12 protein-coding genes are annotated in these 20,505 nt (G+C 63.9%); 3 read left to right on the forward strand and 9 right to left on the reverse strand.

Annotation, left to right across the window (positions count from 1 at the left end):
• Positions 1-231: 231 nt before the first annotated feature.
• Genes recD through recC form a run of 3 tightly spaced genes read right to left on the reverse strand, consistent with a single transcriptional unit; the run spans position 232 to position 9,334 of the window.
• Complete coding sequence (recD, locus tag K5Q02_RS19170; protein WP_225833232.1) at positions 232-2,256, reverse strand: exodeoxyribonuclease V subunit alpha; 2,025 nt, start codon at positions 2,254-2,256, stop codon at positions 232-234.
• Positions 2,253-5,888, reverse strand: a complete 3,636-nt coding sequence (gene recB, locus K5Q02_RS19175) for an exodeoxyribonuclease V subunit beta (RefSeq protein ID WP_225833236.1) — start codon at positions 5,886-5,888, stop codon at positions 2,253-2,255. Before recB ends, recD begins: the two co-directional genes overlap by 4 nt.
• Positions 5,885-9,334 (reverse strand): exodeoxyribonuclease V subunit gamma, encoded by a 3,450-nt coding sequence (gene recC / locus K5Q02_RS19180; protein ID WP_225833238.1) that lies wholly within the window; start codon positions 9,332-9,334, stop codon positions 5,885-5,887. Before recC ends, recB begins: the two co-directional genes overlap by 4 nt.
• Positions 9,335-9,658: 324 nt before the next feature.
• Between recC and K5Q02_RS19185 the strand changes: the two genes are divergently transcribed.
• Positions 9,659-10,501 (forward strand): prohibitin family protein, encoded by an 843-nt coding sequence (locus K5Q02_RS19185; RefSeq protein ID WP_225839771.1) that lies wholly within the window; start codon positions 9,659-9,661, stop codon positions 10,499-10,501.
• A gap of 134 nt (positions 10,502-10,635) precedes the next feature.
• Here the strand turns inward: K5Q02_RS19185 and K5Q02_RS19190 are convergent, their stop codons facing one another.
• The 3 genes from K5Q02_RS19190 to K5Q02_RS19200 form a co-directional block, all read right to left on the reverse strand.
• Positions 10,636-11,412, reverse strand: a complete 777-nt coding sequence (locus K5Q02_RS19190) for a hypothetical protein (RefSeq protein WP_225833240.1) — start codon at positions 11,410-11,412, stop codon at positions 10,636-10,638.
• Between the two features lie 371 nt (positions 11,413-11,783).
• Positions 11,784-13,706 carry a HAMP domain-containing methyl-accepting chemotaxis protein gene (locus tag K5Q02_RS19195; RefSeq protein ID WP_225833241.1) on the reverse strand — a complete coding sequence of 641 codons (1,923 nt, stop codon included), beginning with the start codon at positions 13,704-13,706 and terminating at the stop codon, positions 11,784-11,786.
• Positions 13,707-14,037: 331 nt separating this feature from the next.
• The gene (locus tag K5Q02_RS19200; protein ID WP_225833243.1) at positions 14,038-14,973 is read right to left on the reverse strand and encodes an AraC family transcriptional regulator; all 936 of its coding nucleotides are present in this window, start codon (positions 14,971-14,973) and stop codon (positions 14,038-14,040) included.
• Between the two features lie 116 nt (positions 14,974-15,089).
• Between K5Q02_RS19200 and K5Q02_RS19205 the strand changes: the two genes are divergently transcribed.
• Positions 15,090-16,019, forward strand: a complete 930-nt coding sequence (locus K5Q02_RS19205; protein WP_225833245.1) for an alpha/beta fold hydrolase — start codon at positions 15,090-15,092, stop codon at positions 16,017-16,019.
• Between the two features lie 155 nt (positions 16,020-16,174).
• Here K5Q02_RS19205 and K5Q02_RS19210 read toward each other — a convergent pair whose 3' ends face one another.
• From K5Q02_RS19210 to K5Q02_RS19220, 3 genes are all read right to left on the reverse strand, one after another.
• Positions 16,175-17,230 carry an NmrA family NAD(P)-binding protein gene (locus tag K5Q02_RS19210; RefSeq protein WP_225833247.1) on the reverse strand — a complete coding sequence of 352 codons (1,056 nt, stop codon included), beginning with the start codon at positions 17,228-17,230 and terminating at the stop codon, positions 16,175-16,177.
• A 127-nt stretch (positions 17,231-17,357) separates the two neighbouring features.
• Entirely contained in the window at positions 17,358-18,092 is a 735-nt protein-coding gene (locus K5Q02_RS19215; RefSeq protein WP_225833249.1) for an SDR family oxidoreductase, read from the reverse strand.
• 22 nt (positions 18,093-18,114) lie between these two features.
• Positions 18,115-19,203, reverse strand: a complete 1,089-nt coding sequence (locus K5Q02_RS19220; protein WP_225833251.1) for an alpha/beta hydrolase — start codon at positions 19,201-19,203, stop codon at positions 18,115-18,117.
• A 332-nt stretch (positions 19,204-19,535) separates the two neighbouring features.
• Between K5Q02_RS19220 and K5Q02_RS19225 the strand changes: the two genes are divergently transcribed.
• On the forward strand, positions 19,536-20,453 hold the full coding sequence (locus K5Q02_RS19225) for an AraC family transcriptional regulator (RefSeq protein ID WP_225833253.1): 918 nt from the start codon (positions 19,536-19,538) through the stop codon (positions 20,451-20,453).
• Positions 20,454-20,505 lie beyond the last annotated feature (52 nt).

Below are 20,505 nucleotides of genomic sequence, written 5' to 3' on the forward strand. Positions count from 1 at the left end.
GTGGCTGGCGGTTCAACGCATGCGGTTCGGAGCGTCGGGCTGTGGGCGTTGTGGGTGGTGGGCTGAAGCCCACCCTACTCCCCAGGGGCATGAAACGTAGGGTGGCGCTTTAGCCCACCAAAGCCATTCAACACCGATGGTGGCTGGATGCTCAAAGCATACGGGCCGGAGCGTCGGGCTGTGGGTGTTGCCGGTGATGGGCAGAAGCCCGCCCTACTCGCTGTTGGTGAGTTATGTGCTCAACCGCTCCCATAGCCCGCTGCGGCGTTCGACGCGGCGCCCGATGGCGGCTTCGAATACGCCGGCGCGGCTTTCGATGAGGCTGAAGCAATCCCGGGCGCGGGTGATACCGGTGTAGACCAGCTCCTTGGTCAACACCGGATTGAGGTTATCCGGCAACACTAAGGCGCAATGGGCGAACTCCGAGCCCTGGGATTTGTGCACGGTCATGGCGAACACGGTTTCCACGGCGCCGAGGCGGCTGGGTAGGATCGAGCGCAAGCTGCCCGACCCGTCATTGCGCGGAAACACCACGCGCAGCGCCGAACGCAACGGGCCGCCCGCCTCCAGCGCTGGCTCGGGCAAGCGCAGGGCGATGCCGATATCGCCATTCATCAAGCCCAGCCCGTAGTCGTTGCGGGTGACCAGCACAGGCCGGCCTTCGTACCAGCCATGCTCCTGTTCGATCAGCCCACGCTGCAGCAGCGCATGGGCGATGCGCCCGTTGAGCGCCTCGACGCCCCAAGGCCCCTTGCGTACCGCACACAGCAGTTGAAAACGATCGAACGCCGCCAGCACTCTGGCGGCCCAGGCATCCCAGCGTTCCTCTCCATCGGACAGCTCAGGGCGCTGCTCACGGAGAATGCTCAGGTAATCGGCATAGCCCACCGGGCGTTGCTCGCTGCCTGACAAACCATCGAGCAGCAAGCGCTCGAAGGCGCGATCCTGCTCACCTGCCAGGCGTAGCTGGTGCAGATCCCCTCCACCGGTTGCCAGCACCTCGCGAGCCTCCATGGCCGCACCGCGATTCACCGCCATGGCCAGACGGCCAATGCCAGAGCCACCGGCGAAGCGCCGGGAATGGCGGAGCATGACGATGTGCTGCGACAGCGCCCGCTCTCCCGCCAGCAGTTGCGCATCGTCAATCCGCTCGCCAGTCTGCCGCGCCAGCCACTCGCCGGTCGCCTGGCTGTAACCGCCTGCCTCGGCATCACGGCACAAATCACCGAGCACCGCGCCCGCCTCAACCGACGCCAGCTGATCCTTGTCGCCGAGCAGGATCAGTCGCGCATGGGTCGGCAAGGCGTCGAGCAGATTGGCCATCATCTCCAGATCGATCATCGAAGCTTCGTCGACCACCAGCACATCCAGCGGCAGCGGGTTGGCGGCGTGGTGGCGGAAGTGCCGACTGTCCGGCCGACTGCCCAGCAAACGGTGCAGGGTGGTGACCGTCTTGGGGATCTGCTCGCGCACCGTTTCGCTGACGGGCAGCGTCGCCACCTGCGCACCGATGGACTCGGTCAACCGAGCCGCCGCCTTGCCGGTAGGCGCCGCCAGGCTCAGGCGCAACGGCGCGCCCTGATCCAGCGCGGCTGCCTGCAGCAGCGCCAGCAGGCGTACCACGGTGGTGGTCTTGCCCGTGCCGGGGCCTCCGGTGATCAGCGTGAAGCGCCCCCGCGCCGCCAGGGCGCAGGCAAGTTTCTGCCAGTCGGTGAGGCGCTGACCGCCCAGCTCCAGGGGCTCGGGAAACAGCACCGCCAGGCGCTGAGCGAGATCGGCCGGCGCATCCGCCGGGGCCTGCAAGCGCTCGCCGATATCAGCGGCGACGTTGCGCTCGTAATCCCAGTAGCGGCGCAGGTACAGGCAGGTGCCGCGTAGCACCAGCGGCGCGACCTCATCCTCGGCATCGTGCAGCAGCGCGCTATTCGCGCAGGCCGCCAGCCAGGCATCCGTGCTCAGACCCGCCAGCACCTCGGAGGGCAGCAGGCTGACGCCCTCGGCATCCTCGCCTTCCGGCGGCAGCGACAGCGCCGAATCCGGGTCGGCCAGGGTGGTCTGCAGGTCGAGGCACACATGCCCCTGGCCCAGTTGATGGCTGGCCAGCGCCGCTGCCAGCAGCAGCAAGGGCGATGCCTCGGGGTCTAGCTCGGCGAAGAAATGCGCCAGGGTACGATCCAGCTCGCGCAGCCAGCCGCGCTCGCTCCAGGCGGCCAACAGGGCGAACAGACCTTCGCGGTTGTCGAGCATCGGCGTCATGCCAGTACCTCCACGGGCTCGCCGAGAAACAGCGCGTCCAGTTTTTCGATCAGCGCCCGCTCCGGCCGCGCCAGGTACTGCCCTGCCGCCGGTGCACGCAGGAACAGATACAGCGCGCCGCCCATGTGCCGGCCGTAGTCGTAATCGGCCAGGCGCAACCGCAAGTGGCGATGCAGGGCCAGCACGTAAAGCACGTACTGCAGATCGTAACGGTGGCTGGCCACCGCGGCGCTCATGGCGTCAGCGGTATAGGCCTGCTCGTCGGCGCCCAGCCAGTTGGACTTGTAGTCGACCACGTAGTAACGGCCCTCATGCTCGAACACCAGGTCGATAAAGCCCTTGAACATGCCGTTCAAGGTATCCGGGCTCAGTTGCGGGCGCGCCACGCCGGGCATTTCAGAGCGTTGCACCAGCGCATCCAGACGCAGCACGTCGACCCGGCGGGCCTCGAACCAGAACTCCAGCTCCGCCTGGTACTCGCCCAGGGTCGCCAGGCTCACCGACTGCCCATTACCCAGCGCCATGGGCTGCACCAGCAGGCCCTGCAGCCACAGCCACAGCGGCTCGATCCAGGTTTCCAGGCCGCGTCGCTGACAACGCCGCGCCAGGTGTTCGCGCAGCACATCCGGCGCCGCCGCCATCTCCGCGAAGCCTTCCGCCGCAGCGATTTCCAGCAAGCCATGGAGGAAGGTACCGGGGTTCGGCCCGCGCGGAAAACGGTGCAGCCCCTGGGCGGAGACCGGAATCTGCTCCAGCGCCAGTGCCGGGCGCTCGTCGTCACTGGCGATCTGCACGGCCGAGCTGTCCGGTGAAACGTCGTCATGGCGATCAATCGTACTGGCCTCGCCCTCCTCCATGCGCAAGGCACTGTAGGAGGCGATCCACCAATGCTCGGCAGCACGACGTGATGGCGTGCGCCACTGCGGCTCGAAGGCGTCGGCATCCTGCGCGCGGTATTGCTGATCACTGGCCTCGGGGGCCGGCAACGCCACGCAGCGAGGAGGATTGGCCAGCGGGCTCAGCCAGTCGATCAGTTGCGCACTCTGCGCCAGGGGCTGCCCGCCACCGAGCAGATAACCAAGGGCGCACTGGTGCAGGCGCGAGGTCTTGGCGGTGCCGATTTTCAGGTCCGCGATACCCAGCCAGCAGGCGTGCTGGGCGCGGGTCAGCGCCACGTAGAGCAGACGCAGGTCTTCACCCAGGCGCTCCTGCTCGGCCTGAGCCAGGCTGACCTCGTCGGGTTTGAGCAGCAGCCGGCGGCGCTCGCCGTCGTGTACCTGCACCGGTTTCTTGTCGTCCAGCGGGCGGAAGGAACAGATGAAGGGCAGGAACACCAGCGGGTATTCCAGGCCCTTGGATTTGTGGATGGTCACCACGCGCACCAGCGCATCGTCGCTTTCCAGGCGCAGTACCTGTTCCTCGGCAGCCTGACCGCGTCCGGCCAGGGACTCGCCAAGATGACGGATCAGTGCCAGCTCGCCGTCCAGTTCGGCGGCGGCCAGCTGCAGCAGCTCGGCCAGGTGCAGCAGATTGGTCAACACCCGCTCGCCGTCGGGACGGCTCATCAGCCGCTGTGGCAGGCCGAAATCCTGCAGCAACTGGCGCAACATCGGCAGCACGCCCTGGCGCTGCCAGCGCTGGCGGTAACCACGAAATTGCATGACCCGCGCCTCCCAGAAGCGCTCGTCGAGGTTCAGCTGTTCCAGCTCGGTGAGGCTCAAGCCCAGGGTCGAACTGGCCAGCGCGGCGCGCAGCGGACGATCCTGATCGGGCTCGGCGCAGGCGCGCAGCCACAGCAACAGGTCATGGGCTTCCACGGTGTCGAACACCGAATCCTTGTCCGACAGGTACACGCTGCGTACGCCTCGCATGGCCAGCTCGCCACGAATCGCCTGGGCTTCCTTGAAATCGCGCACCAGCACGGCGATATCGCTGGGCCGCAAGGCCGTCAGCTCGTCGCCTTTGAGAAAACCGGCGCGCTGCTGCTGGCCAAGCACCAGCAGGCGGACGATCTCTGCCGCGGCACTGCCGGCCAGGGCGTCCAGATAACGCCCCTTGGCGACCGCTTCGTCGCTGGGCAGGTGCCAGAGGTTGAGCGCCGACTGCGCCTCGCCCTCGACCGTCCAGACCTCCTTGCGCCCTTGAGCGCCGACCGCAATGAACGGCAGGTCGTCACGCAGCAGAAAGGCGCCCTGCCCGTCCTCGCGTGACTCGGCCAGCTGGAACAGCCCGTTGACCGCCTCGACCATGTGCTCGCTGGAGCGGAAGTTGGTGTCCAGGTTGTAATGCCGCCCAGCGGTGGCACGCCGTGCACGCAAGTAGGTGTGGATGTCCGCGCCGCGGAAGGAATAGATGGCCTGCTTGGGGTCGCCGATCATGAACAGGCCGCAGTCGTCGCGATTCGCCTCCACCTGATACAGGGTGTCGAAGATGCGGTACTGCAGCGGATCGGTGTCTTGGAATTCGTCGATCAGCGCCACCGGGAACTGCTGGCGAATCACCTCGGCCAGACGCGGGCCGCTGTCGCTCTGCAGGGCATCGTCCAGGCGGGTGAGCATGTCGTCGAAACCCATCTCGGCGCGCTGGCGTTTCTCGCGGTCGAAGCGCTGGCGGATCCAGGCGGCGGCGTGGCGCAGCGCGGCATCGCCCGGTGCGGGCAGCCCGTCGAGCTGCGCCTTGAGCGTGGCCATGGCATCCAGTGCCGGATGCGCAGGCGGCACCCCAACCTTCCAGGCCTCGGCCAGGCCGTCCGGGGTCAACCGCGTGAAGCCGGTGCCGATATCCAGCACTTCATCATCGCCCAGGGCCCAGGCGCGCAGCTTGTCGAACCAGGGCTTGTAGAAACGTGCCTGCAGCTTTCTGGCATCGACCTGCTTGTCGGCTGCCGCCTGCTCGAGCAGGCCCTGCAACTCGTCGGCCCAGGCTGCCCAAGGTTGTTTGAGAGCGATCAGCGCGCGCTGACGCTCCAGCAGAGTGCCGTCCAGCAGATCGCCGAGCGCCAGGGCGGCGCCATTATCGCCTTCGCCAAGCAACGGGCGGATGCGCAGACCCAGCTCATCCGGCGCGCCCCAGTTCTCCGCCACCCATTCGAGGGCCAGGCCCTGCAGCGGGTAGCAGTGCTGGCGCCAGTAGTCGCGCACCACCTCGGCGAGCAACTCACTGTGGTCGGTTTCCAGGGTCTGGCTGAACAGGCTGCCGCTGTCGAAGGCGTGCTCGCGCAGCATGCGCTGGCACCAGCCGTGAATCGTCGACACCGCCGCCTCGTCCATCCACTGCGCGGCCAGCTCCAGGCGCCGGGCGCACTCGGGCCATTGGGCGGAGGCGAAGTCGGCCTTCAGGGTGGTGAGCAAGGCGTCGCCTTCGGCATCACCGCGAAACACCGTGGCCGCCTGCACCAGGCGCGCACGGATGCGGTCACGCAATTCACGGGTGGCGGCGTCGGTGAAGGTCACCACGAGAATCTGCGGCGGCAGCAGCGGCTCGCGGAAGGCGGCTTCACCACCATGCTGGAGGATCAGGCGCAGGTACAGCGCCGAGATGGTGTAGGTCTTGCCGGTACCGGCGCTGGCCTCGATCAGGCGGCTGCCGTGCAGCGGGAAACGCAGCGCCAGAGGGCGTGTAGGCTGGCTCATGGCTGGTCGTCCTTGAGTTCGGCAATGTCTGCATCGAGCAATGATTTGTAGAGCACGGCGCCCCAGTGGGCGAACTGACCGTTTTGCAGCAGGGCATCGAAGCCCGGGTACTGGCGAGCCAGGCTGGCGCTCTGTTGCACTTCACCCGTGACCAGGTGGCCGCCTTCGTAGACCTTGCGGGCAGCATCTATGGCCTTGTCCTCATCCTCGTCCTTATCGAGCTGGGCGAACCAGGCCGCGACCGTTCTGATCGCCACCGGCAGCGGTGCCTGCATGCCCTCGGCATAGGCTTCCAGCCACTGGAGCAGGATGCGCTCGCCCTCGGTCTGAGCCAGCGGCTCGAAGGCCAGGCGAACGTCTTCGGCGACCAGCAGCGTAGTGAGCGGATGCCCGCAGGCCGCGGCCACCACATGGCTGACCCAGGGCCTGAGCAGGCGGTGCCACTTCAGCGAGCGATCCTTGCGCTTCAGCCCCCCCGCTTGCAGCTCCAGGCGGGCCAGGGCGTCGCCGGCACTGCGCAGTTCGCCGAGCCAGTCTTCGAGTTCCAGGCCGCCATGGGCGAAGCTCAGGCGAATCGGCGACGGCAGACGATCGGGCCAGCGCGCCAGCAGGGCCTCGTAGCCGCGCAGTTGCTCCGGCATCGGCTCGAGCAATTGCGCGCGCAGACGATCACCAAAGCCCGCCACCGGCAGCAGACCGCTGCGCTGGATGCGCCGCGCGGCCCGCGTCAGCGCCGCGTCGACACCTTGGTTCTCTTGCAGCGCCAGGGCTGCAGCCTGCAGCAGCTCCTGCTGGATCTGGTGACGCTGCAAGCCATCCAGGGCGAAGGGTTCGCTATCCAGCTCGGCCTGCTCGGTTTCGTCCAGATGCACCTTGAGGCGCACGGTGAAGAAGTGCTTCACCGGGTCGCGCAGAAAGCGCTGCAGTTTTTCCAGATTGAGCGCGGCATCCGCCAGATACGCACCCAGTGGATGCTCGAGCGGCTGGGCCACCGGTGCACGGTGCGACGCAGCCCACTCGTGCACATAGCTGAACAGCGGCCCGCTGCCGGAAAAATAACGACGGCTGAAGGGTTGCAGCGGATGTTCAGTGGTCAGGGCGTGGAGCAGATCACCGTCGTCCGCCAGGCGCCAGGCGCTGGCCAAATGGTCGCGCAACTGGCCGACCAGTACCGAAGGCGGTCGCTCGGTGTTGTCGCGAATGCTGCGCCCTACCCAACTGATGTACAGGCGCTCGCGCACCGCCAGCAGCGCTTCGAGCAGCAGGTAGCGATCGTCTTCACGGCGCGAGCGGTCGCCGGGGCGGTAATCGCCGCCCATCAGGTCGAAGTCCAGCGGCGCTTGGCTGCGCGGGTAGTCGCCATCGTTCATGCCCAACAGGCACAGGTGACGAAACGGGATGGCGCGCATCGGCATCAGCGTGCAGACGTTCACCGCGCCCGCCAGGAAGCGCTGACTGAGGCCACCCTGGTCGAGCCCGCCCAGCCAGGCCTCACGGACGACGGCCAGCGGCAGGGCTTCTTCCAGCGTGGCCGCGTCGCAGAGCTCCAGCCAGCTTTCCAGCGCATCCTGGGCCTGGTTGCGCAGCACTTCGTCGCGCTCGTCCTGGGGCAGGAAGAAGTCGTCCAGCAGCGCTCGCAGACGCTCGCCCCAGGTCACTGGCAGCAGCGTCTCGGCAAGGCTATCGCAATGTGTTTCCAGCACGTCCAGCAGGCGCGTCAGCGGGCCGATCAGCGCGGCATCCAGGCCGCCGATCTCGTCATAGGGCTCGATGCCCGCGCGCGCGCCAGCACCGCCCACGGCGTAGCCGAGCAGCATGCGGCGCAGGCCGAAGCGCCAGCTGTTCTGCTCCAACCCGGCCCCCAGGCCAAGGCCTTCGCGCTGCTCGGCATCCAGCCCCCAGCGCACGCCAGCGCCCTCCAACCAGCGGCGCAACACCGACAGCTGGTCTTCGGGAATAGCGAAACGGGCGCGCACCGCGGCCACGTCCAGCAAGTCGAGAATCTCGCTGACGCTGAAGCGGCTGTCCGGCAGACGCAGCAGATGCTCCAGGGCGATCACCAGGGGCTCCTTGCCGCGCAGCCCCTGGTCCGCCAGGGTGAAGGGAATGAAGCGCGGATCGTCGCTGGCGAACTGGCCGAACACCGCGCGGATCTGCGCCGCGTAGCTGTTCACATCGGGCACCATGACGATGATGTCCCGCGGGCGCAGCGTCGGGTTCGCGCTGAACGCTGCGAGCAGATGATCGTGCAGCACCTCCACCTCACGCTGGGCGCTGTGGGCGACCTGAAAACGCAGAGAATGATCCTGTACGGGGTCGACAGCAGGCCAATGCGTGCGGCTCTCTTCTACCGGGCGCAGGTCGAGAATGTCGCTTTGCAATTGGCCGAGCAGCGTGCTCTCGTCCGTTGTGCTGAACAGATCGATGCGCTCGAAATGCTCGCGGTAGCGCTGCGGCTCGTCGTACTGATCGAGCAGGTTGATGTAGTCGCGACCCTGCTTGCCCCAGGATGCCAACAGCGGCTGGCCATGCTGATGCAGCTCCACCGCGTCGAACAGCCCCAATTGGCCGACTTGCCCAGCCTGCCCGCCCGACTTGCGCTTGTGCCGGCGATACTCGTGGCGCAGCAGGTCCTTGTCTTCGACGATATCGCCCCAGTGGTGCTGCGACGGGTTCTGCACATAGAGCATCACCTGGCTGAAGCGCGCCATGGCCGCCAGCGCCTCGAGCATCTGCGCCGGCAGCGAAGAGATACCGAACACCGTGACTCGGCGTGGCAGGCCACGGGGTGGCGCATCCAGCTCGGCTAGTTTGGCGACGAAACGCGGATGCACACCCGCGCGGCTCTGGGACAGGTGCTCATCGCCGACATCCGCCAGCAACGTGCGCCACAACAGCGGTTGCCACAACGCACTTTCGTCAAGTTCATGCACACCGCCACGGGCCGTGCGCAACTGATCGCGCCCTTCGGCCCAGTCCGCCAGCCAGTCGGCGCGGTACACCTGGTACTGATCGAACAGATCGGCCAGGCGCTCGGCCAGTTGGTGGCGCTTGCGCAGGTCGGCATCGTCCGCCAGGAAGCGCCGCAACGGCGCGAAACAGGGCTCGCCCAACAAACTCGGCAGCAGGCGCATCAGCCGCCAGGTCAGCGGCGCCTTGTCCAGCGGCGACTGCTGGGGAATCGCCTCGCTGCCCAGCACGCTGCGGTAGGCCTGCCAGAGAAAGCGCGCGGGCAGGCTCACATCCGTGGCCGCCGCGATGCCGCAGCCCTCCTGTTCGGCCAGGGCCAGCTTGAGCCACTGGGCGATGCCGTTGCTCTGCACCAGCAGCACTTCGTTCTCCAGCGGCCGCAACGGATACATACGCATCCACTCCACCGCCAACGCCCTCAGTTCCTCGAGGCGATTGCCATGGATCACGATCAGACCGGGGTTCAGCGCCGACATGGATGGGGTTCCTGAGTGTGCAGAATCAGATCGCGAATGATGACAGAGCGAAGCGTCGACGTGTGACGCGCAGGCCGCGTGATCGGCTAAAAATCGGCGGCGACTTTCAGCGAGACGCCACCCCGCACCGAGCAACAGGCCCAACGACTGTGCGCTCCTGCTCAAAAAACACGGCTGGCCTGCGAAATGTGGCCGATTGCCAAAGGATTTTGTGTCCGCCGCTTACTGACGGCTGTCTAGCGTTCAGACATCAACATGGCCTGGCAGGTAGCCGGGCCGCGAGTAAGGGGAAGGACGTTGGAAAAGAATATGGGCGCCACGTACATGAAGCAGGGCGTTATCGCCGGATTGGTATTGATAGTACTGATCGCGGTTGTCAGCAGCTTCTACACCGTCGACGAAAAAGAACGTGCAGTGGTACTGCGCAACGGTGCTTTCATCGAAGTCGCTGACCCCGGTCTGCACTGGAAAATCCCCTTCATCGACAGCGCGAAAGCCATCTCCGTGCAGAACAACGCCACCAAGTGGGACAAGCTGCAGGCCTACAGCCGTGACCAGCAGGCCGCGACGCTGTCGGTCTCGGTCAGCTGGCACGTGCCGGCTGGCGAAGTGGCTGCGGTCTACAAGGGTTACGCCGATCTGGACGGCCTGCTGGCCAGGGCCATCAGCCGCCACGTGCCGACTCAGGTCGAAAACGTCTTCGGTCAATACACAGCCGTCAACGCTGTACAGCAGCGCGGCAAGCTGGTCACCGATATCGCGGCCGCCATCAAGGGCGCGATCAGCGGCCCGGTGGTGATCGACAGCGTACAGGTCGAGAACATCGACTTTAGCGATGCCTATGAAAAGTCCATCGAAGAACGCATGCGCGCCGAAGTCGCGGTAAAAACCCGCGAACAGCAACTGGCTACCGAACAGATCCAGGCGCAGATCGTCGTCACCCAGGCCCAGGCGAAAGCCGACTCGGCTCTTGCCGCCGCTCGCGCCGAGGCGGAAAGCATCCAGCTGCGTGGCGAGGCAGAAGCCAAAGCGATTGATGCACGCGCTCGCGCCCTGGGCAGCAACCCGGGTCTGGTCGAATTGACCAAGGCCGAACGTTGGGACGGCGTATTGCCGACTACCGTACTGCCAAGCGGCACCTTGCCGTTTATCGAAGCCAGGAAGTAATACGCGCCGGCGCGATTCACAGTTACCTCCAGAAGGGCCTTTCGAGGCCCTTCTGTTTATCCGTACATCGCATGCAATGAATTCTTCCGGGAGCTGCGTAAGCCCGTACCGAGTACTTCCGCCATCCGCCTAGCCTAGCCAACATCCTTGCGCGTGGTGCGCTCGTTGCTGACCCGCGCGCGGCGGAAGTTCCAGCCAAGAAAAACGCGCGAGGCAAGGTTTTCGCGGCTGTGCGGTTCACCGTAATGCAGCAGCACGGTGGAGCGCAGTGCATTCGGATCGCAGGGCTCGTTCGCGTGCAGCGAGCGATAACCCCAGAAGAAATAGGCGTTGCCGGGCACGATCTTGATCTTCGCCGGTTTCAGCCAGTTGCGCTTGACGGCGAAGGTCACCAGCTTCTGGGTCAAGGTGTTCTGCATCACCGCCTTTTCCAGAATGTTGATGTACAGGTTCGAGCGGATGTTGCGCAAGTTGGGGAAGAAGATGAAATCCCCGCAGTAGCGGCCTTCGCTGGGCGTTACCAGAGGGATGAGTGCAGTAAGCGCTGCGGCATCGTAGTGGAAGTAATACGACTCGCGCTTGCCGGTCTTGCCTTGCAGGCAGCGCAGCGCCGGGAAGATGTCCGGCGAGCGCGGCGGCTGGCCGACGCCGGTCTGGTAGATGTCCCTGAACAGATCCAGCACCTGAGGCGATACGCTCATTTCCTCGAAGATGCTGCCCTTGACAGCGTCCTGGCCCTGCATCGCGAAGTACTCGTGATGGTGCCGCTCCACCTCGTAATTTACGTGGGTGCGGGCCGCCTGCAGTTGCTCGTCGGAGAGAAAGCCCTCGATGACGGAATACCCCTGTCGCTCCATGTCGTCGACGATGCGCGGCACGACCTGAGGGTCGGCTTTCTGGAAATCGGGCATTGGGATTGCGTCCTTGTCTGCTGTTTCGGCGGTCAGGCTGATTCAGAGCGGTTGTCTTTATCAAGGTAATCGCTGCGCAGACAGGTTGGCATTTTTTTAAAGGCTCAAGTACCGCCTAAACCCGCACTACAGAGCGGTTTCTGACGGGCGGGATACTGGCCATAAGATGGCAAACGAAGCGCTGCAGCACGCAGAATTCATACTGGCTGCATCCGCTAATCGTAGAAGTGTCGCCCCGGCGCGAAACGATAGCGGCCATCCTGCGAAATCGCGGCATGGCCACCAATTGCACCGGGACTCTCCAGCATTCGCTGCGGCATTGCCGGCCCTGCATGAACTACCGCCATGCGGGGCCTTTCTCCGCCAGGGCGCTACACGCGGAAGTGGCTAACCATCATCTGCAACTGATTGCCCAGACGCGCCAGCTCGATGCTCGATGCTGCTGTCTCCTCACTGGCCTCGGCGGTTTGCTCGGAGATGTCGCGCACGTTGACCACACTGCGGCTGATCTCCTCGGCCACCGCGCCTTGCTGCTCGGCGGCCGCGGCGATCTGCTGATTCATCGCCTGGATGTTGGACACCTTGCGGGTGATCATCCCCAGCGCGTCACCGGCCTTGCGGGTCAGCGCCACGCTGCTGTCGGTCAGCTCGCGACTGCCATGCATGATGTTTGCAACTTGCTGAGTGCCCTGCTGCAAGCCGGCGATCAGGCCTTCGATCTCTTCGGTGGACTTCTGCGTGCGCTGGGCCAGCCCGCGCACCTCGTCAGCCACCACAGCGAACCCGCGCCCTGCTTCACCGGCACGTGCCGCCTCGATGGCCGCATTCAGCGCCAGCAGGTTGGTCTGCTCGGCTACCGCCTTGATCACATCCATCACGCCGCCGATCTTCTTGCTCTCGCTTTGCAGCTCGCTCATGGCATCGGTGGAACGGGTCACCTCAGCGGCCAAACGGTCGATCTGCGCGATGGCCTGCGCCACCACACGATCACCCTGGCTGGCCTCATGATCCGCATCGGACGCCGCCTGGGAAGCCTCGGCAGCACTGCGCGCCACCTCCTGCACAGTGGCCGACATCTCCTGCATGGCCGTGGCCACCTGATCGGTTTCCACCTTCTGGCTGTTGACCCCGGCGCTGGTCTGCTCGGTCACGGCCGAGAGTTCCTCGGCGGCGCTGGCAATCTGCGTAACGCCATCACGAATCCCGCCAATCAGCTCACGCAAGGTACTGCCCATGCGCTGGATGCCTTGCTGCACCACACCGAGTTCATCACGACGGCTGACCTGCAGGGTGTGGGTGAGATCACCACTGGTGATGCGCTCCACCGCTTCGAGGGTTTCCTGCAGTGGCCGGGTGATCTGCCGAGTGATCAGCCAGGCGGCAAGAATGCCCACCAACAAGGCTAGCAGCGTGGCGCCGAGCATCATGCGGTTGGCAAAGGCGGAATCACTGTCACGCAGCTTGACCTGCATCGCCAGCAACGCATCGCTGCCCGTTACGATCTCCTGTACCTGAGCGGTCATGGCATCGCGTAACTGCAGGCGCTCGGCGGTTGCCGTACGATAGGTGCCCAACAGACTGCGGTAGGCAGTGACCGTGGCCTCGAGTTGCTGGATCTGCTCACGGTAGTCGCTGGCGAATACCGAATTCAGAGCGTCGAGTCCCTGATCGAGCCGGTCGATCTGCTGGTTCAGCGCCTGTTCGGTGCGCTCACTTGCATCAGCGGTGTAGCTGAGCACGCGATAACGCAGGGTCTGTACATCATCCTTGGCTCGGGCGATGGCCTGGTAACGCGCAAAACCCGCTTCGTCACCGGCGGCAGTGCGTGACACTTCGTCGATGACGCGATCAATCAACTCGCCAGCCCGATCCGCCAGGTCGACCATTTCGGTGCGGGTCTTGTTAGCGGTGTCATAAGCACCACGCGTTTTATCGAAGGCTTGCTGGTACTGCCCCATCAACTCCACCTGCTGCTTGATCAGGCGAACGTTCTCCGGGTTCTGAAAGTGCGGCAACATTTCCTGCTGCCGCTGAACGAGCGTGCGGATACGCTGCTGCACCTTCTCGGCGTCAGCGGGAACACCGTTGCTAAGCAGGTACTGCAGGCGCGCGATGCGCAGATCGGTCAGGGTGTGGGCCAGGTCGTTGACGTCCGTCATCCGCTCGCTGCGCTGCACCACGCTGCCCAGGCTGGTCCAACCGACGAAGGCCAGGGCCATGGTCAGCAAGAGCACAAGGCCAAACCCCAAGGCCAGTTTCATGGTGACACTGATATTGCCAAACCACGTATTCATGGATCGCTCCAACTACAAAATTCAAGTGATCAGGAAACTGGAGACTTATTCTTATTCAGCCAGCCCGCACTCCAAGCGCGGTTCTGAGACGGCATCCCAGCCGGTGTCGCGATGATTCACCCATCGAACTGACGATGCTGTGATGCTCGCCAAGCGAGCGATATCACTTTGATATTGCACAGACGTAGCGCAGCGCGGCTTGGTTCAACCTAATTCGCAATTGACAGTAAATTGGATGTGACGCTCTAGGACGGGAACGCCAGCAGATGCAGATCCCGTTGCGCCAACAGGCAGCAGTACCGCCTACCTCACTGGAAGCAATCACCCTTACCTACTCTGCATCTCGCTTCACGCCACGCACAGCGCCCGGTGGCACGCCGACCGAACGCTTGAAAGCGCGACTGAAAGCCGCCAGTGACCCGTACCCGAGTTGCTCGGCAACGGTCTCGACGGACTGGTGATCATGGCTCAGGCTCTGCTGCGCAAGGCGCATTCGCAAATCGGTCAGGTAACGCAGCGGCGATACACCGGTCGCGCGCAGAAAGCGTTGCGCGAATACCGAGCGCGACTGCCCCGCTTCGCTGGCCAGCGAGGCCACCGTCCAGGGACGCCCTGGGTGCTTATGCATCATCACCAAGGCCTTGCTCAGCCGCGGATCCTGCAGCGCGCCGATCCAGCCTGTGGCCACTCCACAGCCTTTGGCCACCCAGCCGCGCACGATCAACGCTGCGATCACTTCCGCCAGGCGCGCAAGAATGCCCGCATGCCCAGCCAGCAGCACCAGGGATTCGCGCTCCATGGCAGCGAGCAAGGGGCGAATCTCCGGCGAGGTTTGCAGGATGGTATCGACCCGCATCACCTCGGGCATGGCCGCGACCAAGGGCTGCATGCCGCCCAACTCCAGCGTCATGCAGCAACTGAAGATGACCGCCGCTTCGTCAGCGTCCACCGACTCGCTGGAATGCTCGTCGACAGGCCTCGCCGGGTCGAAGCGCTGTATATCGCGGTTCAGCGTGCTTAACTCGGACAACACCGCATGCGGGCCTCCACGGGGAATCAGCACAGCATCGCCGCTATCGAGGCGGTGCAGCTCACCTGCCGGGCTGCGCAGCCACACCGGGCCACGGCCGACGAAGTGGAACTGTGCCCGCCCCACTTCGTTGCTGAAGCCGACACCCAATGGGCTTGGCACTTCCATCCTACGAAATTGCACGCCGAACAGGCGCATGCCCAGCAGCAGCTCGCTGATCAGGTCACTGGCACTCATCGAGCCCCCATGAAATTCAGGACGATAGATCAATAGATCCGCACTCTATGCCATAGCTCGTCCCAGGTCACCGACCTAGACTCCAATCCATCCACTTCGCTGCCAAGGAGTCACCCATGCATCACTCCCCTTTCACCCGCACGGTGCGCGGCATCTGGCTTGCACTGCTGCTCGCCGCACTGCCCCTCGCCGCCAAGGCGGGCGACAAGCACTACAGCGTCACCGCCGCCGACGGACTGAAAATCGCCGTGCAGGAAACCGGCAACCCGGACGGCCCGGCCATCGTATTCATCCACGGCCTGCTGGGCAGCCGCCTGAACTGGGAACAACAGACCGGTAGCCCCGATCTGCAGGGCTACCGGCTGATCACCTATGACATGCGCGGCCACGGCCTCTCGGGCAAACCGGACAATGTCACAGCCTATGTCGACGGGCGCCGCTACGCCGATGACCTGGCCGCGGTACTCGAGGAGACCGGCGCCAAGCGCCCGGTGCTGGTGGGCTGGTCTCTGGGCGGGCTGGTGATGTCCGACTACCTGGCCGCCTACGGAGACGCGAAGATCGGCGGCGCCGTATACGTCAACGCGGTGATCGAGCTCAACGAGAAACTGATCACGCCGCACCCCGAGGTCTACGCCGGCCTGGCCTCCGATGACCTCAGAACTCACCTCGATGCACTGCGCACCTTCCTGCACCTATGCTTCCACACCCAGCCTGACAGCGCGACCATGGAACTGCTGCTGACCAACGCCGCCATGGCATCCTGGCCAATGACCCGCAGCATTCCCAAGATGACCTCCGCCGCCAGCGAGGGCCTGCCCAAGGCGCAGGTACCGCTGTTGCTGCTCTACGGCGCCAAGGATCAGCTCGTCGAAGTACAACCGAGCATCGCCCGCGCCAAAGCACTCAACCCAAGGGCGCAATCGAAGCTTTACGAAGAATCAGGCCACGCTCCCTTCCTGGAAGAGGCAGAGCGCTTCAATCAGGACTTGGTGAACTTCGTGAAGGCAGCGGTCGAGGCAAGTAGCAAGGGAAGCGGTAGCTGAAGGCGACCAGTGCCCCATAGCCGAGTTGCTCGGCTATGGCTTCAACGACTTGGTTTGATCGTGACTCAGGCTCTGCAGCGCCACGCGAGCCGGAAAGGAACGATAACGACCGGACTGGTTAACGGTGAAGATCCGCTTCGTGCTGGCGTGTGGCGCTAGCTGAGAATCACCGGTCGCAATTCTTCTTCGCACCACTGCCTGAAGCTGGTGGGAGTGCTGCTCGCCCCAGTGCGCTGCACGGCGCTGTCGAGCCCCTCGTTCTTGGCCCTGGCCATGTCGGTCATGCCTTGGGCCATGGCGTCCGACATGCCGCGCTGGATGAAGCCGGCCTTGTAGGCCTCGAAGCTGATTTTCTGATAGCGCACGGGCTTGCCCAGCACCTCAGTCATGATGCGCGCCATGTCGTTGAAGGACAGGTCTTCCGGGCCGAGCACCGGCACTTCGTCGCGTCCCGTCCAGGAGGTGTCGAGCAGCAGGCTTGCGGCAACCGACGCGATATCGCGGGTGGCAACCGCCGGCAGCTTGCGATCGCCATCGATTGGCAAGAAGAATGCGCCCTGATCGCGGATCGGCGTGGCCTGGCGGGCAATGTTATCCATGAACGACGGCATGGTCAGCGCACGAAAATTCGCTCCGGTACCTGCGATAAGGTCGTCCATCGCCAGCGACGCGGTGACGTAGCCAGCGCTGGCGGCCATCGGAGTGCCGCGCCCCAGCGCGGAGATGCTGACCACCCGCCGAACGGCATAAGCCCTGATGGCTTCACAGGCCGGACGGCTGAAGTCCACATAAGCCGCCATGACGCTTTCGGCAGCAGGATTGGCCGGGCACAACCAGAACACGGTGTCCGCATCCTTGAATGCTTTGTCGAGCACGGCGTGATCCCCGTGCGAACCCTGCACGACTTCGACGCGGGCCCGTGTCGCGGCGGGTAGATCCGAGGGATCGCGCACGATCACCCGGATCAGCGCGCCGCTTTTCACCAAGTGCTGGAGAACGCGATGGCCGATGTTGCCCGTCGGAGCGGTGACGACAATCCTATTACGCGTGAGCGTCGGTGCGGCCTGTGCAAAGCGCGGGGCGCCAAGGCCTGTCAGCATGCCGGCACCGACGCCAAGCGCCAGCCCGCCCAGGAAGCGGCGTCTGTCGACGCCTTGGGTGGACGGTAGCTGTGCGTCGCCTGAAAAATCGGGCTCATCTCTCTTGTCCATACGTCACCTCTTTAGCCAGACGGCATCAGTGTGACGCTGCCTATGACTGCAGAGACTAGAGACCGACACCCGTACGATCCATGCGCATAAGTCCTCTTTATCTTCGTGATCGTCCAGCATCTACAGGTCAACCATTGAAGGTTTTCAGCAGCTCTTCAATTTCGCCGCGGGTGGCGAGGCGAAAGCCGTCCGAGGGGCCATACCCGATTTCCAGCTCGCCCTCCGCCATGCGATTCATCACTGCGTTGACGAAGGTATCGACTGGCACACCGTCTGTGTGAAGTCCCGTGCCGCCAAGATCGGTATCGACTGCTGGCGGGACTATCTCGATCACGCTGACTCTGCTGCTAGCGAGGTCTGCTCGCAACGCCACGCTGAAAGCATGGAGCCCAGCCTTGGTCGCCACGTAGATGGCGGCGAACTTGAGCGGCAAAAAGGCCAGCCCTGAGGAAACGTTGATGATCGTTGCATTCGGCCTGGCAACCAGGTGAGGCAGTAGCAAAGCCGCGAGATGGATCGGAGCCTCCAGGTTGATGGCGATCTCGCTGGCACGTTCATCCCATGTGCCCGTGTCGGCCAGGAATGACCCACGTCTTTGGATACCCGAGTTGTTGACGAGCACGTTCAGCTTGGGCGCTATCTCAAGCACGGATGCAACGAGCGCCTCACGCTGGCTCGCATCCGCCAGGTCGGCCCGAAGCGTCGTGATAGCGGGAATCTGCGCTTTCGCCGCATCAAGGCGGTCGATATCGCGGCCACAGATGATGACCTCGTTACCGAGCTCGACAAAGCGCCGCGCCAACGCCAGCCCTATTCCGCTACCGCCGCCCGTTATGAGCACACTATTTCCTGACATCTTCATGTGTCGTCTCCTGGTCAGCGGTTCAATTCATGTGCTGTGCGAACCAATCGAGCATCGGCCCTGGCCGACGCTGGAATTCGAGATAGCCATCAAAGCGTGCGGTTGTGCCATCGATCCATTGCAGCTTCTTCTCGGCGATCGGAATGTTGTCGAACATCGACTGCACATCGCTCGGGTCGGTAACGACATCGCCACGCACCTGATAGAGGAAGGTCGGAACGCGGACGTGCTTTGCCCATTCAGCCGGCATCCGTCGTGCGAACGCGATGCCGGTGCGCAGTACGATTCGCTGCTCCAGATCGTCGATGCGTTCGGCGGGCACGCCCGCGAGAGCAAGCCGCCGCTGCACGATGCCTTTCATCGTGACCGGCTGCGCACCGACCAGGCAACGCACACCTTCGAACGCTGCCGGCGCATCGGCCATGGCGCGGAAAGTCGAGCTGCAACCCAGGCAGCGGCTGAACAGGCCAATGGTCATGCCGCGCAGATCGGCGCGACCACGCACGTAGTTCAGTGAACCCAGTACGTCACGCGCCTCGAATATTCCACTCGACGCAATGCCACCGTTGGCCTCGCCGCTATGGCCAAAGTTGCGCAGGTCGTAGGTAAGAACGTTGTACCCAGCGTCATGCAGAATCTTGTAGTCGGGGATGAAGTCGACTTCGAAATCGTTGCCGCTCGCGCGCCATATGCTGCGCCATGGTTCCAGGTGAGCGGGAATACCCGAGCGGCTGAAGCCCATTGGGTGATTGGCGATAATGATCTTGTTCGAGTTTTGCGCAGGGATGAACCATCCTTCTAGCGGTACGCCGTCAAGCGATGGAAAAGTCACGTCCTCATAGTCCAGCCCATACTCGGATGGCAGGTGCATGACCGGCGAACGTAGCTGGTGCTGAAAGGAGTTAGCCATCTGATCGAGAATTTGCCCGATCTGATCTTCGCCCAATGGGCTGGTCTTGGCATTCGCGCTGGTCGCTGAAGCGGCTCGCGCATGGCTTTGCGTACCAACCGCCGCCAGCATGCCCGCAGCCAAGGCCATGCCACCGAGAACTCTGCGGCGCTCAGCATTATGAAAAGGTAGGTTGCCTTCGCTATCTGACGCGTTGCTCATGATCCGCTCCTTCTCTGTGCCAGCGGTGCCACGCCGGAAATTGTGCGCAGGCTGGCAAGCGCCGGCCTGCGGTCTGAGCGCAAAGGTAGAAGCCACGGCTTGAGGGAGCTATGCGCGAACGTCTGTTTAATCTTCGCGATCGTCCACCAAGTGTGTCGGCGTATCCGAGGGAGGAATTCGAGCATACAGCCGTAGATTGATGGGTTGCGGATCGCTGATGGCCTAATGCGAGACGATCCACACCCTCCTCCCGCGCAACACCCAAGATCCTTATGGCAGCCCCATCTGCGTGATAAAGTCCACCGTCTATTTGGAATCCACCAGGGCAACCAATGGATCCGCTTTCAGATGTCCTCTCGCTGCTAAAACCCCGTAGCTATGTGTCTTCAGGCGTGGACGCCGGGGGAGCATGGTCGATCCAGTTCCCGGATCAGAACAAGCTCATCAAGTGCTACGCCGTGGTAACCGGAGAATGCTGGCTCGCCGTAGATGGCGTTCCTGACGCTGCGCATCTGAAGCAAGGTGACTGCTTCGTCCTACCGAGCGGGCGGCCGTTCCGCCTGACGAGCGACATGTCGCTGTCGCCGGAGCCATCGAGCAATTACTTTCCGCCACCGCACCCCGGCGCCGTGGTGAAGATCAATGACGGTGGTGATTTCTTCCTCGTCGGCAGCCGTTTTGGCGTCAGCGGTGGGCACGCCGATATGCTGATGGGCATGCTCCCGCCCATCGTGCATATTCGCAACGAGTCAGAGCAGGCTGCGCTGCGCTGGTCCGTGGAGCGGATGATGCAGGAAATGCACGCCGCGCAGCCTGGCAGCTCCCTGGTTGCACAGCACCTCGCCCACATGATGTTGATTCAGGCTTTGCGGCTGCATGTGGCGCAAGGCGAAGCGAGCGGCGCGGGATGGCTGTTCGGCGTGGCGGACAAGCAACTGGGGCCTGCCCTCAGTGCCATTCATGCCGACCCAGCGCACCGCTGGACGTTGCAGGCGCTGGCAGGGCACGCCTGCATGTCGCGCTCGGCCTTTGCACAGCGTTTCAGGGAGACAGTGGGAGCGTCGCCTATGGAATACGTGACGCGCTGGCGCATGCTGCTGGCGGGAGACAAACTGGAAAATTCCAGCGAACCTGTTTCGGTCATTTCCTTCTCGCTCGGCTACGAATCGGAAAGCGCGTTCAGCACGGCATTCAAACGGGTAATGGGCGCTTCGCCTCGACAGTATGGCCGGCGTACAACACGCGCTTAGCGTGGCCCTGCACCTTGGTGACGAGAAGTTGGCTTGGCTTCAATTACCCTCC

This window comes from Pseudomonas sp. MM211, from assembly GCF_020386635.1.
Taxonomy (GTDB): domain Bacteria; phylum Pseudomonadota; class Gammaproteobacteria; order Pseudomonadales; family Pseudomonadaceae; genus Aquipseudomonas.